This window comes from Streptomyces sp. NPDC058653 (assembly GCF_042716895.1).
Classification (GTDB): Bacteria; Actinomycetota; Actinomycetes; order Streptomycetales; family Streptomycetaceae; genus Streptomyces.
Window position 1 is genome coordinate 16,169 of sequence record NZ_JBHXRM010000006.1, and the last position, 19,122, is coordinate 35,290.

The 19,122-nt window shown below is 68.8% G+C and carries 13 protein-coding genes; 7 read left to right on the top strand and 6 right to left on the bottom strand.

The window, feature by feature from the left end; genetic code table 11:
• Positions 1-96: 96 nt before the first annotated feature.
• The 3 genes from ACFWU9_RS07085 (at position 97) to ACFWU9_RS07095 (ending at position 7,029) form a co-directional block, all read left to right on the top strand.
• Positions 97-2,691, top strand: coding sequence for a PQQ-dependent sugar dehydrogenase (locus tag ACFWU9_RS07085; protein ID WP_384315373.1), 2,595 nt, complete (start codon positions 97-99; stop codon positions 2,689-2,691).
• Entirely contained in the window at positions 2,688-5,474 is a 2,787-nt protein-coding gene (locus ACFWU9_RS07090; protein ID WP_384315374.1) for a glycoside hydrolase family 95-like protein, read from the top strand. The genes ACFWU9_RS07085 and ACFWU9_RS07090 overlap by 4 nt, the downstream gene beginning before the upstream one ends.
• A 346-nt stretch (positions 5,475-5,820) precedes the next feature.
• The gene (locus tag ACFWU9_RS07095) at positions 5,821-7,029 is read left to right on the top strand and encodes an exo-alpha-sialidase (protein WP_384315375.1); all 1,209 of its coding nucleotides are present in this window, start codon (positions 5,821-5,823) and stop codon (positions 7,027-7,029) included.
• Positions 7,030-7,046: 17 nt separating this feature from the next.
• Here ACFWU9_RS07095 and ACFWU9_RS07100 read toward each other — a convergent pair whose 3' ends face one another.
• Both ACFWU9_RS07100 and ACFWU9_RS07105 read right to left on the bottom strand, forming a co-directional pair.
• Positions 7,047-7,706, bottom strand: a complete 660-nt coding sequence (locus ACFWU9_RS07100; RefSeq protein WP_384315376.1) for a response regulator — start codon at positions 7,704-7,706, stop codon at positions 7,047-7,049.
• On the bottom strand, positions 7,694-9,058 hold the full coding sequence (locus ACFWU9_RS07105) for a sensor histidine kinase (RefSeq protein ID WP_384315377.1): 1,365 nt from the start codon (positions 9,056-9,058) through the stop codon (positions 7,694-7,696). Before ACFWU9_RS07105 ends, ACFWU9_RS07100 begins: the two co-directional genes overlap by 13 nt.
• 179 nt (positions 9,059-9,237) lie before the next feature.
• On the opposite strand from ACFWU9_RS07105, the gene ACFWU9_RS07110 reads away from it, so the two are divergent.
• From ACFWU9_RS07110 to ACFWU9_RS07120, 3 genes are all read left to right on the top strand, one after another.
• Positions 9,238-9,480 (top strand): hypothetical protein, encoded by a 243-nt coding sequence (locus ACFWU9_RS07110; RefSeq protein ID WP_384315378.1) that lies wholly within the window; start codon positions 9,238-9,240, stop codon positions 9,478-9,480.
• A gap of 140 nt (positions 9,481-9,620) precedes the next feature.
• Positions 9,621-10,328 (top strand): ABC transporter ATP-binding protein, encoded by a 708-nt coding sequence (locus tag ACFWU9_RS07115; protein ID WP_384315544.1) that lies wholly within the window; start codon positions 9,621-9,623, stop codon positions 10,326-10,328.
• Between the two features lie 2 nt (positions 10,329-10,330).
• Complete coding sequence (locus ACFWU9_RS07120) at positions 10,331-13,039, top strand: FtsX-like permease family protein (protein WP_384315379.1); 2,709 nt, start codon at positions 10,331-10,333, stop codon at positions 13,037-13,039.
• Between the two features lie 427 nt (positions 13,040-13,466).
• On the opposite strand, the gene ACFWU9_RS07125 is transcribed toward ACFWU9_RS07120, so the two are convergent.
• The 3 genes from ACFWU9_RS07125 to ACFWU9_RS07135 all read right to left on the bottom strand — a co-directional run bounded on the left by ACFWU9_RS07125 (position 13,467) and on the right by ACFWU9_RS07135 (position 14,958).
• On the bottom strand, positions 13,467-13,754 hold the full coding sequence (locus ACFWU9_RS07125; protein WP_384315380.1) for a helix-turn-helix domain-containing protein: 288 nt from the start codon (positions 13,752-13,754) through the stop codon (positions 13,467-13,469).
• Positions 13,751-14,440 carry a hypothetical protein gene (locus ACFWU9_RS07130; protein ID WP_384315381.1) on the bottom strand — a complete coding sequence of 230 codons (690 nt, stop codon included), beginning with the start codon at positions 14,438-14,440 and terminating at the stop codon, positions 13,751-13,753. The genes ACFWU9_RS07125 and ACFWU9_RS07130 overlap by 4 nt, the downstream gene beginning before the upstream one ends.
• Before the next feature lie 356 nt (positions 14,441-14,796).
• Positions 14,797-14,958 carry a hypothetical protein gene (locus ACFWU9_RS07135; RefSeq protein ID WP_384315382.1) on the bottom strand — a complete coding sequence of 54 codons (162 nt, stop codon included), beginning with the start codon at positions 14,956-14,958 and terminating at the stop codon, positions 14,797-14,799.
• Between the two features lie 231 nt (positions 14,959-15,189).
• Here ACFWU9_RS07135 and ACFWU9_RS07140 point away from each other — a divergent pair, with 231 nt between their 5' ends.
• Positions 15,190-17,949, top strand: coding sequence for a tetratricopeptide repeat protein (locus tag ACFWU9_RS07140; RefSeq protein WP_384315383.1), 2,760 nt, complete (start codon positions 15,190-15,192; stop codon positions 17,947-17,949).
• An 18-nt stretch (positions 17,950-17,967) separates the two neighbouring features.
• Here ACFWU9_RS07140 and ACFWU9_RS07145 read toward each other — a convergent pair whose 3' ends face one another.
• Positions 17,968-18,882 carry a serine/threonine protein kinase gene (locus ACFWU9_RS07145; protein WP_384315384.1) on the bottom strand — a complete coding sequence of 305 codons (915 nt, stop codon included), beginning with the start codon at positions 18,880-18,882 and terminating at the stop codon, positions 17,968-17,970.
• Positions 18,883-19,122 lie beyond the last annotated feature (240 nt).

The window sequence follows — 19,122 nt, forward strand, 5'->3', positions numbered from 1 at the left end:
ATCGACCGCCCGGACGACCTGGGGCACGACGGCACGTCTGTCGCGCCCCGGGCCGTCGGGGTGTGCCCCCACCCCACGATCGTCCCTGGAGGTTCCGTGTTGTCGCGCGCCGTCGCCTACCTGACCGCCCTGTTAACCCTCACCGCACTGCTGCTGGCGCCGAGCGCCGTGGCAGCCGACCCGGAGGCCGACGCGAGACCCTCGGCCACCGCCACCGCGTCGAAAGCCGCCGACCCCAAAGCCACCGCGCCGAAGGCCGGGGGCCCGAAAGCCGGTGGCCGCGCGGCGGCGGCCCCGCCGCCCACCAGCGGCTTCGAGAAGGTGAAGCTCGACGGCGGTCTCGGCATGGGCGAGCCGATCGAGCTCGCCGTCCTGCCCGGCGGCAAGGTCCTCTACATCAACCGCGGCACCAGCGCCGGCGGCGGCCAGGTCCGTCTCTACAACCCGGCCACCCAGTCCACGACGGTCGCCCTGACCATCCCCCTGGACGCCCGCTTCGAGGACGGGCTGATCGGCATCACCCTGCACCCGAAGTTCGCCACCACCGGCTGGGTGATGCTGTTCTACTCGCCCAAGAGCACCCCGCTGGTGAACCGGATATCGCGGTTCACCTTCAACCAGAGCACCAACACCATCGCCCCGTCCAGCGAAGACATGATCATCGAGTGGCCGACCGAGCGTGACATGTGCTGCCACTCGGCGGGCTCCATGTCCTGGGACACGGCCGGCAACCTCTACTTCGCGGTCGGCGACAACACCAACTCCGGCGGCGACGCCCAGGGCATGGCCCCGGTCGACGAACGCACCTCCCGGCACGCCCAGTTCGACGCCCAGCGCACCTCCGGCAACGCGAACGATCTGCGCGGCAAGATCAACCGTATCCACCCGGAGGACAACGGCACGTACACCGTCCCCGACGGCAACCTCTTCGCCAAGGGCACCGCGGGCACCCGCTCCGAGGTCTATGTGATGGGCGTGCGCAACCCGTACCGCGTCTGGGTCGACAAGAAGGCGAACAACACCCTGTACTGGGGCGAGGTCGGCCCCGACGCCGGAGCCACCATCCCGGCGCGCGGACCTGCGGCGTACGACGAGTTCAACCGCGCCACCGGCCCCGGCAACTACGGCTGGCCGTACTGCGGCGGACCCAACACCGCGTACAACGACTGGGACTTCGCGGCCAACCAGCCGCGCGGCTGGTTCCCCTGCGGCGGCAGCACAGGCCCGGTCAACAACTCCCCGCGCAACACCGGCATCCAGCAACTGCCGCCCACCAAGCCGTCGTTGGTGTGGGAGCAGCACGGTGGCAGCAAGGAGTGGCCGCAGCTCGACAACCCCGGTGGCTGCGGCTCGCCCAACCACACCGAGGTCTACCACTACGACGCGAACCTCAACTCCGACGTCAAGTGGCCCCAGTACTACGACAACAAGCTGCTGATCTCCGAGTACTGCCGTAACTGGATCAAGGAAGTGCAGTTCAACAACGGCAACGCGGCCACCGGTACGCCGACGGCTATCGAACCCGTCCTGGACGGCATGAAGTTGGTCCACCCCATCGACATGGAGTTCGGGCCCGACGGCTCGCTGTATCTCCTCGAATACGGCAGCGGCTACTTCTCGGGCGCCGAGGACGCCGGTCTCTACAAGATCAACTATGTGCAGGGCGGCCGGTCGCCGATCGCCAAGGCCTCGGTGAACAAGGACAACGGACTCGCGCCACTGGCCGTCACGTTCTCCAGCGCGGGCAGCAGCGACCCGGACAACAACCCGCTCAGCTACGCGTGGGACTTCACGGACAACGGCAGCACCGACTCCACCGCCGCCAACCCGTCCTTCACCTATCCGTCGAACGGCAGCTTCCAGGCCAGACTCACGGTCAGCGACGGCACCGGCCGCACCGGCACCGCCACGATCCCCGTCGTCGTCGGCAACAACCGCCCCACGCTGACGATCTCGCAGCCACCGGCGGGCGGCGCCTTCGAGTGGAACGAGAACGTCACCATCACCGCGTCGGCGACCGACCCGCAGGACGGCGCGATCGACTGCTCGAAGGTGATCGTGCGGATCGCCCTGGGCCACCAGGAGCACGCGCACGAGGTCGCCGAAGGCACGGGATGCTCCACGACCTTCAACACCGGACCGATCCACTCCGGGCTCGACGCCACCCAGTTCTACGTGGTGCGGGCCAGCTACACGGACAAGGGCGCGGCCGGCTCCGTACCGCTGACCGGGGAGAAGGAGCTCAGCCTCTGGCCCAAGAAGTGGCAGGCGGAGCACTTCGCGCAGCTGTCCGGCCCGCAGGTCATCAACGCCGCGGGGGCCGAGGGCGGCAAACGCCTGGGCGACGTGCAGAACAACGAGTGGGTCAAGTACCACCCGGTGAGCCTCAAGGGCGTCACCGGCATCAGGGCCCGGGTCTCCTCCGACAAGGCGGGGAACGTCGCGACCTTCCGGTACGACTCCGTCACCGGCCCGGTGGTCGGGCGCGTGACCGTGCCCAACACCGGCGGCTGGGAGACGTACACCGACGTCAACGTGTCCGTCACCAACGCCGTCGAGCAGCCGCGTGATCTCTTCGTCGTCTTCACCGGCGGCTCCGGAGCCATTCTCGACCTCGACAGCTACACCTTCACCGGGCCCGGCATCAGCCGTCCCGGCTCCATGACCGCCCGTGGGAGTGATGCACAGTGACCACCGTCAGTTCCGACCGACCAAGACCGGACGCGCGTACGAGGCGCGGGAGCACCCGCGCCGGGCGCCTGCTGGGCGCGCTCCTCGTCCTCGTCTGCATGGTGAGCGGCCTGTCCGGCGTCTCACCGGCCGCGGCCTCACCCACCGACGCCGCCTTCAACTCCTCCACGGGCATGCTGAACGTGGACTACGCGAAGTACATGTCCAAGCACGACATCGTCTACAACCGGCCGACCACCGAGCCCAAGCACGGCCTGACCGTCGGCAACGGCCGTACGGGCGCGATGGCCTGGCAGAACAACGGCTTCAACATGCAGGTCTCCGGTGTGGACACCTCGCAGCAGACCGCCTTCGGCGCCGGGCTGCTCAACCTCTCCACCACCCCGGCGATGGACAGCGGCTACTCCACCTTCCAGCAGCGCCTCTCCCTCTACGACGGCACCCTCACCACCAAGTACGACAACAACCGCACCGTCACGGTGATGGGCAAGCCCAACTCCGAGGTCATGGGCATCCATGTCGAGGACTCCCGCTCCGGGGTCTCCGCGATCAATCTCGACCTGAGCCTCTGGGACGTCGCCGGGCTCGGCAACAGCGGTGACGTGCCGAACATCGAGACCTGGCGGACGGTCTCCACCTACGCCGACTCCACCGGCGCCGGCATCAGCCGGGGCCAGGCCGACCCGCAGAACTTCGGCTACACCCTCGGCGCGACCGTGGAGGGCGCCGCGTACACCGCGCGCGTCGTCGACGGCCGCAAGGTGCGGCTCTCGATCACACCGGACTCCAGCTACACCATCTGGTTCACCGCGAGCACCCGGCTCAACGCCCCGAGCCACAACTCGCTGGCCGAGGCCAAGCGCGCGCTCGCGGAGGTCAAGGCCACCGGATACACCAGCACCAACAACAGCTACCTCAACTGGTGGCACGCGTTCTGGCAGAAGTCGTTCGTCCAGTACTCCAACGGGTCCCGTGAAGCGGACTACATGGAGAACGTCTACTACCTCTCCACCTACATGATCGCGGCGGCCGGATACGGAAACTATCCCGCCCACTTCATCAACGGTGTCTTCCGGGCGACCGGTGACGCCACGAAATGGAGCAACGCGTACTGGTTCTGGAACCAACGGGACATCTACAACTCGTTCCTGGCCTCCAACCACACCGATCTCATGGCCGGGTTCAACAAGCTCTACAGCCGCAATTTCGACGCGCTGAAGGCATACACCAAGACCCGGTACAACGTGGACGGCATCTGGGTGCCGGAGACGATGGGCTGGGACGGCAACGCGCGCGGCACGGTCAACAGCGACTTCACCAACAACATATGGTCGACCGGCACCGAGGCCGCGTACAACATGTACCTCCAGTACACGTACACGAACGACACCAACTATCTGCGTGACACGGCCTATCCGTTCATGCGCGAGGTCGCCAAGTTCTACCAGGCGAAGCTGTCGTTCAACAGCTCGACCGGCAAGTACTACGTGGCCACGTCGCACGCGCACGAGACGTACTGGAACGTGCCGAACGCGATCACGGACCTGGCCGCCGTACGCCTCCTGTTCCCGCTCGCCATCAAGGCGAGCAACCAGCTGGGCCAGGACGCCTCGCTGCGTCCGCAGTGGCAGAACATCCTGGACAACCTGATCGCGTATCCGTCCGACACCAACGCGAACACCTATCTGCCGCACACCCCGCCGATCGCGCAGACACGCAACAACGAGAATGTCGCGGCCGAACTCATCTGGCCCTACGACCTCACCGGAATCGGCTATCCCGACCAGCAGAAGGCGATCAACACCTGGAACGTCAGGCCCTTCCCGTACGGAAACGTCTGGGCCAACGACGCGATCCAGGCCGCCCGGCTCGGACTCGGCAATCAGACGCTCCAGGGTCTGAAGACCATGCTGCAGAAATACCAGAACTATCCGAACGGAATGACCAGCAACACCAACGGCGTCTTCGAATACCTCGGCGTGCATCTGGCCGCGACGAACGAGTCGCTGCTCCAGTCGTACAACGACAAGATCCGGGTCTTTCCCGCCGTCCCGACCGATTCCAGCTTCGTCGGCAAGTTCAGCCTGCTGGCCAAGGGCGGATTCATGGTCAGCTCGGAGCGTGAGGCCGGCGAGGTCAAGTACGTCGGTGTGAAGAGCCAGTTCGGCAACGCCGCGCGGGTCGTCAACCCCTGGGGCACGCAGGAGGTCAGGGTCCGCAGGACGTCCGACAACGCGATCGTGACGACGTCCAGCAGCGCGGAGATCACCTTCAACACCGGGGCGAACCAGGTCTACGTGGTGGAGCGGACGGCCAAGCCGCTCAGCTCGTACAGCCAGACCCAGCTCACCGGCACCGCGAACCAGGGCATGAAGTCCCTGTCCGGCACCAGCTCCACACTCGGGTCGAACGGGACCGCCGACCCGATGGTGAACAACACCGCGCTGACGTACGACAGCAACTGGCATCTCACCAACAGCCGGGGCTACGGCGACTTCAACGACGACACCCACCACAGCACCACGGTGGACGCCGTCGCGTCGTACACCTTCAACGGCACCGGGATCCAGTATCTGTCCGAACGCAACGGCGACATGGGGACGGTCGACGTCTATCTCGACAACGTCTTCCAGGCGACGGTCAACCTCCGCGCCGACGGCGCCAGACAGGTCCAGCAGGTCGTCTGGCAGAAACAGGGACTCTCCAGCGGCTCGCACACGATCAGGATCGTGAACCGCAGTACATCGGTGGGGATGGTGGACGCGCTCCGCGTCACCCCCTGACCCCCGACCCCAGGTCCTGACGGTCCGCCCATGACCGTGGCCCCGCGCGGAGGACGCCGCGCGGGGCCACACCCATGCGGTGCGGTCCCTGCCCGGGGCCCGGCGCCGGTGTTCTCGTACGAGCGGGCTCCTCCCCGTACGCCGTGGAGGATCAGCGACGGCCGCCCGCCCGCATCGGTAAACAGCCCGACAGGACGCCGACGCGCTCTGTTCACCTCGAAGCCCGTTGATGTTCCCGGTCGTGAAGGTTCGGCGGGCTGGGCTGGGGGAGATGAGACGTTCAGTGGTGGGTTGGGCGGGGCCCTTGGTCGTCCTGGGGCTCGGAATGCTGATGGTGGGGTGCCAGATGGGAACGGGAACAGGGACGGGTTCCGGGGCGGACGGGACCGACGGGGCGCGGGCGGCGGGGGAGTGCGGCGCCGTCGATGTGTTCGTGTCCGGGGAGGGCGGCTACGACACCTTCCGTATCCCGGCTGTGGTGACCGTGAAGGAGCCGGGCTCGGGGCGCGACGTGCTGGTCGCGTTCGCGGAGGGCCGGCGGCTGAGCAAGGCGGACCACGGGGACGTGGACGTCGTACGGCGGCGTTCGTACGACGGCGGCTGCACCTGGTCCGAGGCACGGCCGGTCGCGGACTCCGGGCAGGACACCTTCGGCAACCCCGTACCCGTGGCCGTCGGAGACAGCGGCCGTCTGGTGCTGCTGACCACCCGCAACGGCGGCGACGCGACCGAGAACGCGATCATGACCGGAGAGGCCGCCCCCGAGGACGGCCGCCGGGTGTTCGTCCAGGCCAGCACGGACGCGGGCGTCACCTGGTCCGCGCCGCGAGAGATCACCGAACAGGTCAAACGCTCCGACTGGCGCTGGTACGCCACCGGCCCCGGCCACGGCGTCGAACTGACCGCCGGACCCCACGCGGGCCGTCTCGTCGTCGGCGCCAACCACTCCGTCGCCCCCGCCGACGGCGGTACGGACACCGGAGCCGAGCCCGCCCACTACGCCGGCCACTCCCTGCTCAGCGACGACGGCGGGGAGACCTGGCGGATCGGCTACGTCGACCCGGCCGACGAGGGCACCTTCCACGTGAACGAGACAGCCGTCGCCCAACTCCCGGACGGCACCGTCTACTTCAACGCCCGCGACCAGAAGGGCAGCGCGCCCGGCAACCGGGTCCACGCCTGGAGCCGGGACGGCGGCGCCACGCTCGACGGCCCCTTCGAGGAGGCCACCGGCCTCACCGCGCCGCCCGTACAGGGCAGCCTTCTCCAGGTCACCGGCGGAGAGGAGGACGGCGACGCCCCGCTGCTGATGGCCTCGCCCGCCGACCCCGGCGACCGGGCGTGGATGACCGTACGCGCGAGCCATGACGGCGGCGCCACCTGGTCCGCCGGCCACCGGCTCTCCGATGCCAAGGCCGCCTACTCCGACCTCGTACAGCTCGATGACGAACACGTCGGGATCCTGTACGAGACGGGGACGGCCTCCGCGTACGAGACCATCCGCTTCACCCCGCTCCCGCTCTCCTCGCTGAGGGAGGACAGGCCCGCAGGCTAGCGCGCCCTGACGGGACGTCAGTTGCGGCGACGGACATCGTCCAAGTAGCGCAGCACCGCCGCCACCCGCCGGTCCGTCTGGTCGGTGGGCGACAGATCGAGCTTGGCGAAGATGCTGCGGATGTGTTTGTGGACGGCGCCGTCCGTGACGAAGAGGCGTCCGGCGATGGCCGAGTTGCCCAGCCCCTCGGCCATCAGGGCGAGAACGTCGCGTTCACGGGGACTGAGCCTCTCCAGACGGGTGTCGTCGCGGCTGCGGGTGAAGAGCTGCGCGACGACGTCGGGGTCGATCGCGGTCCCCCCGTCCGCCACGCGCCGCAGCGCGTCGAGGAACTCCTCGACGCGGCCCACCCGTTCCTTCAGGAGATAGCCGAGTCCGGTGACGCCTCCGCTGAGCAGGTCCGTGGCGAAGCTCTGCTCGACGTACGCGGACAGGACGAGCACCGCCAGACCGGGGCGACGGCGCCGGGCCTCCACCGCGGCGACGATCCCCTCGTCGGTGTGCGTCGGCGGCATCCGTACGTCGAGGATCGCGACATCCGGCTTGTGCTCGTCGATCGCGTCGAGGATCCCGTCGGGGGTACCGGCCGTGGCCACCACGTCCAGACCTTCCGCGCGCAGCAGGAGGGCGAGTCCCTCGCGCAGCAGCGGGTCGTCCTCGGCTATCACGATCCGCATGGGAGTTCCACCTCAAGGGTTGTGGGGCCGCCGCGGGGGCTGGCCACGGTGAGAGTGCCGTCGAGAGCCGCGATACGGCGGCGGATGCCGATGATGCCGGATCCGCCGTTCTCGTCCGCGCCGCCCCGGCCGTTGTCGCGGATGCTCAGGCGCAGTCTGCCCCCACCGCCGCGCACCTTGACGTCGGCCTGGTCGGCCTCGCTGTGTTTGGCGATGTTGGTGAGCGCCTCGGCCACCACGAAGTAGGCGGTCGCCTCCACGGACGCCGCGCGCCGCTCCGGCGCCTCGACATCGATCCGGCAGGGCACCGGACAGGCCGCGGCCAGCCCGGCGAGCGCGCTTTCGAGCCCGCGGTCGGTCAGCACGGGCGGCAGGATGCCCCGGGCGACCGAGCGCAGCTCGGCCAGCGCCTGTTCGGCGGAGCTCTGGGCGCGTTCGAGGAGCTCCTCGGCGCCGGCCGGATCGCGGGCGACCATGCGCCGCGCGGCTCCGAGCAGGACCGTGACGGTGACGATCCGGTTCTGGGTGCCGTCGTGCAACGAGCGCTCGATGCGGCGCAGTTCGGTGGCGTGGGCGTCCAGGGCGGCGGCCCTCGTGGCGGTGAGTTCCGCGATCCGCAGCGACAGATCCGCGTCCGGGCCCACCGACAGCAGCCGTCGGCCCGGCCTCGCCTGGAGCCGGGCCATACCCGGGGTGAGCCCCATGATGATGGCGATCCACCCCAGCCCCAGCAGCCCGACGGCGATCGCGTCGGACCAGCCGTGGGCGACGCCGAGCCCGATGGAGGAGCTGGTGGCACCCTCCGGCATCAGCTGCCAGTAGAGGGGGAAGGTGCTGTCGCGGATCGCGCAGAGCGGCAGCAGTACCCCGATCAGTCCGAGGAACAGCCCCGCTGTCGCGTGGCGGACGAGCCAGCTGAGCTCACGGCGGGTGGTGGGGTCCGTGAGGGCGGGGCGCAGCCCGGTCGGGGCCGGGCCGGGACCGACGAGTTCGGGGCCCCAGCGGTTCAGCCGCCCGCGTTCACGGTCGGCGACGGAGTGCAGGAGGCGCAGCCCGACGGGCGCCAGGAGGAGTCCGACGCCGACGAGGGCGGTCACGGCGGAGACGGCGAGCCAGAGGAGGGTGAACAGCGCGAGCAGCGCCGTACCGAACCCGCCCGCGAGCCTTTCGAGCGCGCCGAGGGCCGCGACGCCGGAGCGGACGACGAGGTCCCGGACGCCGGAGGCGGAGTCGTCGCGGCTTGAGGGGGTGTCGGAGCCACTTCCGGAGCCTTTGGCGGAGCTGCTTCCGGAGCTGCGCTCGGAGCCGATGGGGCCGCTGCTGGAGTCGCTTGCGCTGCGTTGGGTGGACATGCACCTCTCCTTCGGCAGCGACCATATGTGGCCCACCAGCCGGTCGCCAGCCGCGCGGTCGATGAGTACAGCCTGCTGTACCAACGACTGGGGAGCAGGCGGGCTCGGCCGCACGGGGTGGCGGTTCATAGCGTCGGTGACGACAGCGGGACACCACCGAGCGGAAGAGGAAACACCTCATGACGTACACCGACCCCTACCGTCCGACCGGCTCCGCCGGGAACCATGACGCGTCGCGAACCGAGGTCACCAGGGCGGGAGTTGTACGCGCCCTGCTCTGGCTGGTGCTGGTCGTCAGCGCGGTCGGCAACATGGCCGCCTCGTACAGCGGCTCCGGCGCGCCCGCCCATCTTGTGTGCGGTGGGGTCACCGCGCTGTGCGTGATCGCGCTCGTCGCGCAGCGTCTGCGGGGCCGGCGATGAGGGCGTCCGTGGGGAGGACCGGGAAGCGCGGGGTGAACGCCGCCGTCGGGCAGGGGCCCGAGTACGGTCGGGGCCGGGGTTACGGCGAAGGTCAGGGCCAGGGCCAGGGCCGGGGCTACCGTGAGGGCGCCGCGCCCGCCATCGCGTTGGTGAACCTCAGCAAGACGTATCCCGGCGGAGTGACCGCCCTGCACGACGTGTCTCTGACGGTGGCACGCGGCACGTTCCTCGCCGTGATGGGACCGTCCGGGTCCGGCAAGAGCACCCTGATGCACTGCGCGGCCGGGCTCGACGCACCCACCGGCGGAAGCGTCCGGATCGACGGCCAGGAGATCGGCGGGCTCGACGAGAATCGCCGCACCGAACTGCGCCGCGAACGCATCGGGTTCGTCTTCCAGTCCTACAACCTCGTTCCGTCGCTCAGCGTCGCGGACAACATCACCCTCCCCCTGCGCCTCGCGGGGCGGGCCCCCGACCGGGAGTGGCTGCACACCCTGACGGAGCGGGTCGGACTGTCCGACCGACTGACCCACCGGCCGGCCGAACTCTCCGGCGGTCAGCAGCAACGCGCCGCGATCGTACGGGCGTTGGTCGCCAGACCGGCCGTCGTCTTCGCCGACGAGCCGACCGGCGCGCTGGATCTGCGCAGCGCCCACGGGGTGCTGCGGCTGCTGCGTGAGCTGGTCGACGAGCTCGGTCAGACGGTGGTGATGGTCACCCACGATCCGGCCGCCGCCGCCCAGGCGCACGAGGCGCTGGTGATGGCGGACGGACGTGTGGTGGACACGCTGGCCGCGCCGACCGCTTCCCAACTGGCCGCCCGGCTCGTCGCGTTGGGAGAGAACTGATCATGCTGCGTCTCGCGGTACAGATGGCCCGGCACCGGATCAGCGCTCTGCTGGCCGTGGTGTGCGCGGTGCTCGGCGGTGCGGCACTGATCACCGGCACGGGCGTACTGGCGGAGTCGGGGCTCCGGTCCCAGCTGCCGCCCGGCCGGCTCGGCGGCGCCGACATCCTGGTGTCGACCGACCAGACCTTCCGCGAAGGACCGGACCTGCCGCTCGCGTTGCCGGAACGGGGCACCGTACCCGCCTCGCTGGTCGAGAGACTCGCCCGACTGCCCGGTGTCACCGTCGCGGTGGGGGACATCGGCTTCCCCGTCGGGCTGCTCGACGCGCGGGGTCGGGCCGTGCCCATCGAGGCACCGGGGACGGCCGGACACACCTGGTCCTCGGTCCGGCTGCTGGAGGCGGGCATCGGTGCAGGCGCCGGCGGCGCCAAGGTCGACGGCGTCGACGGCTCGAAGCCGACCGGTTCCGGCGAGATAGCCGTGGACAGCGAGATCGCGGAGGCCGCGGGCGTACGGCCCGGGAGCCGGGTACAGGTCGTTGCCGCCGGCCGGGCCGCCACCGACTACCAGGTCTCCGCGGTGATCGACGCCCCCGGCGCCGGTGTCCTCTTCCCCGACGCGACCGCCGCCCAACTGGCCGGCACCGAGGGCGGGTCCCGGTCCGGGCCCAGGTCCGGGACGGTGGATGTCATCGGCCTCCGTACGGAGGCGGGCACCGCCCCCGAGAAGGTCGCGGCCGCCGTACGGGCGGAACTGCGCGACGCCCAGGCGGACGGCGCGATGGGCGCCGAGGAGGGCACGGACAAGGGCTCCGGCATGGGCGCGAACAAGGCCACCGACAGGGCCACCGACAAGGAAGGGGAGAGCTCCGAACTGCCCACCCCCGAGCTGGTGGTGGCCACCGGCACCGACCGGGGGGACCTCGCGGCCCCCGACGCCGTGGCCGCCCGCTCCCTGCTGATCCTGCTCGCCTCCTCACTCGCGGGCGTCATCCTTCTGATCACCGGATTCGTCATGGCCGGCGCGCTCGGCGTGGCGATCGCCGGACAGCGACGCGAACTCGCCCTGATGCGCGCCGTCGGCGCGACCCCCAAGCAGATCCGCCGGCTCGCCGCAGACCAGGCCACCGTCATCGCGGCCGTGTCGCTCGTGCCCGGCATCCCCCTCGGCTATGTGCTGGCGGGCCGGTTCAGGAGCCTGCTCGTCGATCGCGGCGTCATCCCGGAAGCCCTGCCGCTGACGTACAGCCCGCTTCCCGCCCTCGCCACGATCCTTCTGCTCGCTCTGGCCGTGCAGGTCTCCGCCCGGGGCGCGGCCCGGCGTACGTCCCGTATGCCGGCCACCGAAGCGGTCGCCGAGTCGCGCAGCGAACCGCGTAACCCCTCCCGCCTGCGTACCCGTGCCGGCCTGCTGCTCATCGTCGCCGCGACCACCCTCTCGGTGGTGCCGCTGCTGTCCCGGACCGCGCTCGGCGCGACCGCGACCTCTCTCGCCGGCATCATCGCGGCGATCGGTCTCGCCATGGCAGGACCCGCCCTGGTCCGTGGCGTCAGCGACACGCTGGCCCGGCGTCTGCCGGCCGGTGCCTCGCCCGCCACCTGGCTGGCGATGTCCAACGTCCGCGGCTACGCCATCCGTATCGCCGGAGTCGTCAGCACCCTCGCCATGGCGGTCGCCTTCACCCTGACCTACATCCTCGCCCAGACCACGGTGCTGACCGCGACCACGGACGAGATCCGCGCGGGCACCCTCGCCCAGGAACGGCTCAGCGCGCCGGGCCTCGGCGGAATGCCCGAGGGCACGCTCGCCGCCGTACGGGAGACGGAGGGCGTACGGAAGGCCGCCGCCGCCACGACCACCACCGTCCTCTGGCCGTACGAGCAGCTGGGTGACCCCGTCGTCGAGTCCGCGTCCGCGATGATCCTGGATCCCGCGGCGCCGGGCGTACTCGACCTCGACGTGCGCTCCGGCAGCCTGGCCCGTCTCACCGGCGACACGATCGCGGTCGGCGGCGACGTCGCCGCCTCGCGCGGCGCGAACGTCGGACAGCGGATCACTCTCGTCCTGGGCGACGGCACACGCGTCACCCCGCGAGTGGTCGCCGTCTACCACCGCGGCCTCGGCTTCGGTCCCCTCGCCCTCTCCCGCGATCTCGCGCTCGCGCACACCACCACGCGCCTCGACCAGACCATCCTCATCCGCACGGACGACTCCGCGAAAGCACACGACAACCTTGCCGCGCTGACCGCCGCGCGCCCCGGCCTCTCCCTCGAACCCGCCGACACCACCGGCGCCGGGCTGAGCGACGCGCCGCCCGAGGTCTGGGTGAACCTCGCGGCCATCGCCGTACTCCTCGGCTACCTGCTCCTGTCCATCGCCAACAAACTCACCGCCACCACGGCCCAACGCCGCACCGAGATCGCCACCTTGAGGCTCAACGGCACCACCCCACGCCAGATCCTCGCCATGATGCGCCGCGAAGCGGCGCTGATCGCGACAGCCGCCCTCGCCGCCGGCCTCACGATCTCCACGCTCCCGCTCACCTTCCTGGGCATCGGCTTCCTCGACCGCCCCTGGCCGTCGGGCCCGGCCTGGCTGCTCCCGGCGATCGCGCTGACGATCGCGAGCACCGCTTTCCTCACCACGGAACTCCCCACCCGCCAAGCCCTCCGCACCACCCCAACACAGGCACTCACGAACCCCGACTAGCCCGGGACCGGGGCCGGTTCCACACGGGACCGAGAACCCGGCCGGCGCGGCGCACCCGAGCAGGTTCGCACTAATGTGCATGCCCAATGAATGACATTGGGATGATCGAGTCCGCGGATGAATCTGTTGTCCGAATGAGTCGGGCTTCATGGATCGCAGTTGACCTTCCAGGTGCGTGGTGGGCTGGAGGTATGACCGCTCTCGGCTAGTCACTTCGGCACATTGGGTCCGAACAGACTGACGAGGGTCGCTACCCCGACTGCGGGGTAGCGACCCTCGTAGTGCTTCTGGCGTCGCGTCAGGGAATTAGTCCGCCGCTGCGCGCTCGGTGCACGGGGTTTGGAAAGCAAGCGGTGGCGGTGAGAACTCGTGAGGAGCGTTCTCGCGCTTCAGAGCGTTTCCCTCCAGTCTTCCACCCAGTCCCGGGTCATCCGCTGCCGGCGTCGAGCGGCACGGTCGGATCTTCGTGTTCAAGATCCACGGCGTACACCGGGCGCTCCTGGATGCCGAGTATGAGCATGAGGTGCGTCGTCGGAATCCGGTACCGGCCGCCGACGCGCAGCACGGGGCATGGGAACGCCCCTTGTCGGATCAGTCGGTAGGCGGTCCCGGGATGGATACCGAAAGCACGGGCGGCGGTTCGGAGGTCCACGGCGACCGGCAGGTCGAATACCTCCCCGAAGCCCAGCGGCGTGCGCGTGGTCTGCTGCCTCACCGACGCCTCCTCTCGCGCCGCAACTTCAGCCTTCCTACCCGTCGCCTGGCCCGCCCGGCGCGTTGTACCACCTCACGCACGCCGTAGTCATCGGCCAACCCCGTGAGCACCGCCGCCTCCACCTGCTCTGCGGGGGCGGAGACTCGCAGCGTCGCTCGCAGACCGTGTGTTCCGGCGGGAGGCGGAACCACCATGTCGAACTGCAACTGCCGCTCCGCTTCCTCAACGATGCTTTCCTCGAGAGCGTCCCTGGCGCTGTCGGCCACGTTCTCAAGCCAGTCGGCCGACTTCTCGCGCCATCGGGTCCGCGCATACCGCCACCCGGCGCTGCGGGCGGCCCTGATCAGTGCCTGCGCCGCGAGCTCTCCGGGGAGATCGACGCCGGGGATCTCTTCGAGGAGCGCGAGCATCATCTCCGACTCCACGTCCGCCCGATCGGCGCGCAGCCGCTCGCAGATCCTCCGGGCCGTCCCGGTCAGCCGGGGCAGTAACAGCCAGATCAGCAGGAGTTGCCCCGGGCCGCGAGACGTCGCCTCGGCACGGGCCTCGGCCAGGGCGCTCTGCCAGACCGCAGCCGCCAGCTCCGGGTCGGTCGCCGGTCCGTCGGTCACTTCGCGGGCCTCGGCAGGAGAGAGGAGCACCGACCGTGCCCCATCCCCGGGCAGCCGAACGGTCAGTTGTGCCACGTCCTGGATCCGGGGGTCGTCGAAGTGCCGGCCGACCGCGGCGAATGCGCCGCTGGGGAATGAAGACGTCATACAGGTCCTCTCTCGGTACGGGAGTGCGGAGCCGGATGTGCGTGGAAGCGCGCACATACCTGCGTGGTGTGACTCGTGATCCCGGCAAAACGGGAACGAGCATCAGGAGTAACGAAATTGTTCAAGCACGGCCCGCTCTTGCTACACGCGCTCCGTTTTGTGGTTCCGGCGGTAGTGGCGCCAATTCCGTCCCCGAGAGTGGGGAAAGCCGGAACTGCGTGTGAAAGGCGAGGTCGGGCCAGGTGCCGGGTGCTCACAAGAAGGTGAGCACCCGGCAAGGCGGGTCAGTCCGTCGCGGTCGGCGAGGACGTGGGCGCCGTGACCGCCGAGGTCTCAGCGATGGTGTTCCCCGGCTGGGACTTGCTCAGCGCGAGCTTGCGGGCGGAGTTGGTGTCGGAGGTCCGCTTGGTGCGGACCCCGGGGCGGGCGTTACGGCGATTGGCCATGAGGGATTCCCTTCGGTAGGTGACCGGATCGTCGCCTCCTGTTCTCGGCAACTGACGACATCGTGCCCGGCGCCTGCGGACGTCCGCGGAGCCGAATCTGACGTCAATCTGACGCGGGCTGGGGGCGCGCGGGAGCGAAAGACGTGTGAGACGGGTGTGATTGGTGTACGCATCCACCGATGCCGCTGGGGAGGCGGCCCGGAGCGTGCTGAAGCAGGGAGGGCATGGACCGTGGACGCACATGTGTTGGGAGCGGTCCGGGTCGATGACCAGGGCCGAAGAGTGGTTTCCGGAGGCAACAGGGTTACTGCCCTGTTCGCGCTGCTGGCGACCGCGCCCGGCGGGCAGTGCACCAAGGAAGAGATAGCAGCGGCGCTCTGGCCGGGCGAGAAACCGACCGACGAGAGCATCTACCAAGTGGTGCGCCGCCTGCGGGGCAGGCTCGGCAAAGACGTCGTCCCCCGTTGCGCCCCGGGCGTGTGTGCGATTCGCATGCCGGAAGGAAGCCTCGACCTCACGCGGTTTCACGACGGGGTGCATCGAGCGCGTCATCTGTGGGGTCGTGAAAAGTTCGAGCAGCTGTGCTTCGCGTTAGGGCAATGGGACGACCGTGAGCCGCTGCATGGGCTGACCGGCGAGGCGTTCGAAATACGCAGGGCGAAACTGCGCAGGGATTGGCTGGAGGCTGTCTGCAGCCGGTTGGAGGCCGCTTGGCATGCGGGAGAAGAGAAATGGCTTCGTGAGGAAACGGAAAAACTGTATGAACAACTGCCAAACCGCGAGGCGATCTTCCGCTTCTACCTGGTCTCACACGGCCCGGAAATGTCGCCCAGTAAGCGCGCGGCACTGATCAGCCGATGGAGGGCGCGGTGGGGCGCACCAGGGGCCGAACTACGCGCGGTGTTCGAACGACTCCGCGGACTTGCCCCAGCCTCGCGTGCCAGGGTGCTGCTGCCGGCGCCGAACCAGTTGCTTGCCCCACCGCCGAAGATGGTGGGACGGGACGGGCTGCTGTCGTCTTTGGTCGATCACGTACAGGGCAGGCAGGCCGTGGGTGCAACCGCGGTCGTCCTGCTGAGCGGGCTGGCCGGCGTGGGCAAGACCGCGCTGGCCTCGTGCCTCGCTCTGCAGCTGAGGGACCGGTTCCCGGACGGAATCCTGCACGGCGAGCTTCGCGGGTTCGCGGGGAAGGATGTGCAGCCCATCGATCCCGAGGGCATCTTGGACGGCTTTTTGGCCCAACTTCCGCCGCAAGCCCCCGCCGTGGGACTGGAGGCGAAGAGCGTCGCGTTGCGATCAGCGCTTGCTCACCGATCGATGTTGATCGTCCTCGACGACGCCGCACAAGCCGACCAGGTCCTGCCTCTCCTCCCCGGGCCTGGCACCTGCGCCGTCATCGTCACCAGCCGGAGCACACTGGACGACCTGCGCGCATACCGCGATGTCCATGTGGCCGCCTTGGATCCGCTTGTCCACCCGGCCGCCAAGGAACTGCTTCAGGACCGGTTCTCCCCGGCGGACCGCCAGAGGCACGCCCAGTCCTTCGACGAACTGGCAAGGCTGTGCGGACATCTCCCTCTGGCACTCGTCGTGATCAAGAGCAGGCTGGAGCACCGTCCCGCTAGTGCGCTTCCGGCTCTTGTGCGGAAGATGGCGGAGGAAAAGGAGCGACTGCGGGTCCTGCACCGGACGGACCAGGATCTGTCCGTGCTCACCGCATTGAGTTGTTCCGCACTGGCACTGAGTGAGAACGCGAGACGGCTGCTGTGGCAGCTCGCCACGCATCCCGGCCCGAGCATCGGCTGGGATGCGGTGATGGACCTCGGAGCCGTCGGCGGCGGAACGGATGCCGATCACGCGGTGGAGGAACTCTCGACGGCCAATCTGGTGTACCTGCATGCCGAACGCTACTGCCTGCATGACTTGGTGCGGGCTTTCGCCCGCCATGAGATGGAGGTGACTTTTCCCGTCCCGAGAACGGAATTCGAAGCCGAGACCGTGCGGCAGATCTTGGAGCATCAGCTGCACAACATCCATGCCTGCGACCGGTTGCTGAACAGCCAACGGCGACTGCCCATCGGAGAAGCCGACGGCGTCACTGTGGCAGAGCCGGAGTCAGCTGAACGTGCCATGGAGTTTATGGACGAGGAGTACGACACGACTCTTCAGTGCACCGAATTGGCGATGAGGCTGTCGCTCAACTCCTACACCTGGCTGTTGCCGACGACTCTGGTCACGTATCAGTGGCGCCGACGGCGTCTCGGTGATGCCCGTTACTTTCTCAATCGGGCGGTGGATGCCGCAGAGGACGCTGCCCTTCCCGTTGACCGCGCCTTGTTCTACCGGGTAGTGGCCGGGACCCACTGGAGGCTGGGGGAGTTCGAGCTCGCAGTGGGTGCCTTGCGCCGGGCGGTGCGGTTGAGCGAGGAGGATGACAGCGCGGTCGGCCGGATGAGCCTGGCGCGCTCCATCCAGGTTCTGGCCAGCACCCTGCGCAAACAGGGAAGGCACGAGGAAGCTGAGTACTACCACGGACAGGCCCTGGAGCTGTATCGAGAGCTGTCCGACTCGGTGGGTGAGGCGGAGGCACTGACCGGGCTCGGCACGATCCACTACGACCGCGGGGAGTACGACGCTGCGTTGCGCCAGTGTGCGGACGCCCTCCGCGCCATTGATGGCCTGAGCATGAACAGTCAGGACCACGTCCTCAACGGTCGCGCCGACGTGTTGTACACACTCGGCAAGATTCACCACGCGCGAGGTGAGGGCAACGAGGCCGACAAGCTCTACGAGCAGGCTGCGAATATCTATCGCGAGTTGGGCCACTGGGCTTATGAGGACAAGGTCTCGTGGTTGCATGCCGACGTTCTCGTGGCGGGGGCGCGTACGCACGAGGCGGCGGCCGTATTGGAGCGCGTTCTGCGTCTACGCGAGCACATGGGCGGTGCGGGCGTCCAAGAGGTTCGCGACCGCTTGGGGACGCTGAGATGAAGTGCCGCCCCGCCTGTGTCAGAGCGTCGGCGCATGCGTGCGGTAGTACTCGGTGGGGTCGGGCCGCAGCGGCTTTCGCGGGCGTCGGGAACCCGGCACGGGCAGATGCGGACGCAGGGCGGCGAAAACTTCTCGCACAGTTGCAGGGCGGCGCTCCAGATCGCGGTCCACCATGCGCAGTGCCAGCGGGGCAAGCTCCGGGAGCAGGGCCACGAGGCGTTCGGGCGGCAGAACGGGCTGGACCGGGTGGCACTTGCCGATAATGCCCGCCCTCGACCCTCCGTAGGGCCGTTGCATGACCGTCATCTCTATCAGCATGCAGCCCAGCGCGAAGATGTCAGCCTGTCCGGTGATTCCGTTTGGGTTTGCGTTGAGCTGCTCCGGCGGTGCGAAACCCATGGTTCCGCAGGGGAATTCGATGCAGGCTCCGGCCTCGACGGCGAGACCGAGATCGAACAGTCGGATTCGCCCGTCCGGCTCCACCATCACGTTGTCCGGTTTTACGTCGCGGTGGACGAGATTGTTGTCGTGGACGTGATCAAGGATCTCACAGAGCTGTCCGATGATTGACGCGACAGTGGTGACATCTCGCACGGGCCGGACTGATTCCAGGGCCGTTGTCAGCAGAGTCCCTTCCATGAACTCCATGACAATACAGCGCTGGTGCCGGTAACGACCGAACGCGAATATACGCGGGATGCCAGGTGTCCCGGCCAACTTTTGGATGTACTCACCTTCTCCTGTCAGTTCCTCCGACAGGAGGTCGAAATAACGGGTCGACTCGAAACCCTGTTCGTTCTGGACTTTGATTGCCGACTTCCGGCCACTGGTCTTTTCGTATCCGACGTACAGCTCCGCCTGCCCGCCGCTACCGGCAAGCTCGTGGATTTCGTATGTCTCTTCGATATCGCCGATGTCCTTGATCAACCCCATGGTCGCCTCTCTTTCATGCCCCGGGCCCACTGCCGGTCGACCTCCAGCATGCCAACCAGGGCCCTTCACCCACCGGAAAGGAACGAGAATGACCGATTCGTGGTTGCCCCCGGACGGAGTCCGGCGGACGTCCGACGCCATCAAGGTGGCCGTCGGAATGTTCAAGGGAACCGAATACCGCTGTCCTGCCTCGGATGCGCTCAAGGCGCGAGGCTATCGACCCACACAGCGCCCCGCGCG

Bases quoted from the DNA above. Each gene is read 5' to 3' on its own strand.
- ACFWU9_RS07100 (WP_384315376.1), bottom strand. From the start codon at position 7,706: ATGCGGATCGTGATAGCCGAGGACGACCCGCTGCTGCGCGAGGGACTC.
- ACFWU9_RS07135 (WP_384315382.1), bottom strand. From the start codon at position 14,958: ATGGCCAATCGCCGTAACGCCCGCCCCGGGGTCCGCACCAAGCGGACC.
- ACFWU9_RS07095 (WP_384315375.1), top strand. From the start codon at position 5,821: ATGGGAACGGGAACAGGGACGGGTTCCGGGGCGGACGGGACCGACGGG.
- ACFWU9_RS07110 (WP_384315378.1), top strand. From the start codon at position 9,238: ATGACGTACACCGACCCCTACCGTCCGACCGGCTCCGCCGGGAACCAT.
- ACFWU9_RS07120 (WP_384315379.1), top strand. From the start codon at position 10,331: ATGCTGCGTCTCGCGGTACAGATGGCCCGGCACCGGATCAGCGCTCTG.
- ACFWU9_RS07105 (WP_384315377.1), bottom strand. From the start codon at position 9,058: ATGTCCACCCAACGCAGCGCAAGCGACTCCAGCAGCGGCCCCATCGGC.
- ACFWU9_RS07145 (WP_384315384.1), bottom strand. From the start codon at position 18,882: ATGGGGTTGATCAAGGACATCGGCGATATCGAAGAGACATACGAAATC.